The sequence below is a fragment of the Candidatus Magnetaquicoccus inordinatus genome (genome assembly GCF_004217665.1).
GTDB lineage: Bacteria > Pseudomonadota > Magnetococcia > Magnetococcales > Magnetaquicoccaceae > Magnetaquicoccus > Magnetaquicoccus inordinatus.
The window spans coordinates 1-1,123 of sequence record NZ_RXIU01000507.1 but is presented as its reverse complement, the minus strand read 5'-3'; the positions used below and the strand labels follow the sequence as shown (position 1 = coordinate 1,123).

General features: G+C 51.5%; 1 protein-coding gene. It reads right to left on the bottom strand.

The genetic code is table 11. The features are described 5' to 3' along the window. Nucleotides 1-147 precede the first annotated feature (147 nt). Entirely contained in the window at nucleotides 148-1,098 is a 951-nt protein-coding gene (locus EJP87_RS16890) for a formylglycine-generating enzyme family protein (RefSeq protein ID WP_130472985.1), read from the bottom strand. Nucleotides 1,099-1,123: the final 25 nt, after the last annotated feature.

Sequence of the window (1,123 nt, the reverse complement as noted above, 5' to 3'; positions counted from 1 at the left end):
AGCTGTGGGCATTGGCGCGCATTTTTTGCGCCAATGCCCACAGCATCCCCATGGGGGTAGAGCTGGCGAGCCAGCACCAACCTGAATAGTTATCTTTTATTCTAATATTTGTCTTTATTCAAAAAAACACTCTTTGCCTCATGGCAACTACTCTTCACGAACCAGACGAAAGCCCATATTATCGTCACGGTCCCGCTCTTCACCTACGCCCCGATAGCCACAATCCAGATAGTTGACAGGGCTGGACCAGGAGCCACCGCGCACCACAAAAAATAAACTTTCGTTCACAATCTGTGGATTATGCAGTGCATGCTGCCCATAGGCTTGCACATCATAGTGATCCTGGGTCCACTCCCAGACGTTACCCAGCATATCATGGAGCCCAAAGCCATTGGCCTGTTTGCTGCCCACGCTCTGCGTTTTAGACTGACTGTTCTGCTTGTACCATGCCACTGCCTCCAATGGCGCTGCAGCGCTCTCCTGAGTGTTTCCTGCACGACAGGCATATTCCCATTCCGCTTCCGTAGGCAGACGAAAACGCAGACCAGGATGACGATTGCCCATCCACTGAATAAAAGCCAAAGCATCACTCTTGGAGACGCCCACTATCGGATGGTCGGGAGCGGTCAAGGCACTGCCCATACTTTCATAGGCATCCTCCTTGCCAGTACGAAAATGCTCATTGATCCCGGAGTCGCGGCGTTCTGGTTCCGGGCAAGCTGTTTCCGCAACGCATTGCTGATATTGCTGGTTGGTTGTCTCAAAGCGACTCATATAAAAGCCGTTGACACAGACCTGGTGGAGAGGATAGGCCCCCAGAGCAGGATCTTTAGAGCCCATGGTATAACAGCCTTTGGGAAGGGCGACAAACTCCATGCCGATCTTTGCATCACGCCACTCAGCAGATGTTGTACTGCTACTGATTTCAGGAGTTGGCTTGCTGGCAGCAGGCAATTCCTCGGCCTGTATCTTAGCAGATGTTGCACTGCTGCTGATTTCAGGAGTTGGCTTGCTGGCAGCAGGCAGTTCCTCGGCCTGTATCTCCATTGCAAAAGCAGGGAGCAGTGTAGAAAGAGCAAAATAGATTCGTCTGTTCATGATATGTCACTTGCGACCTGTAGAT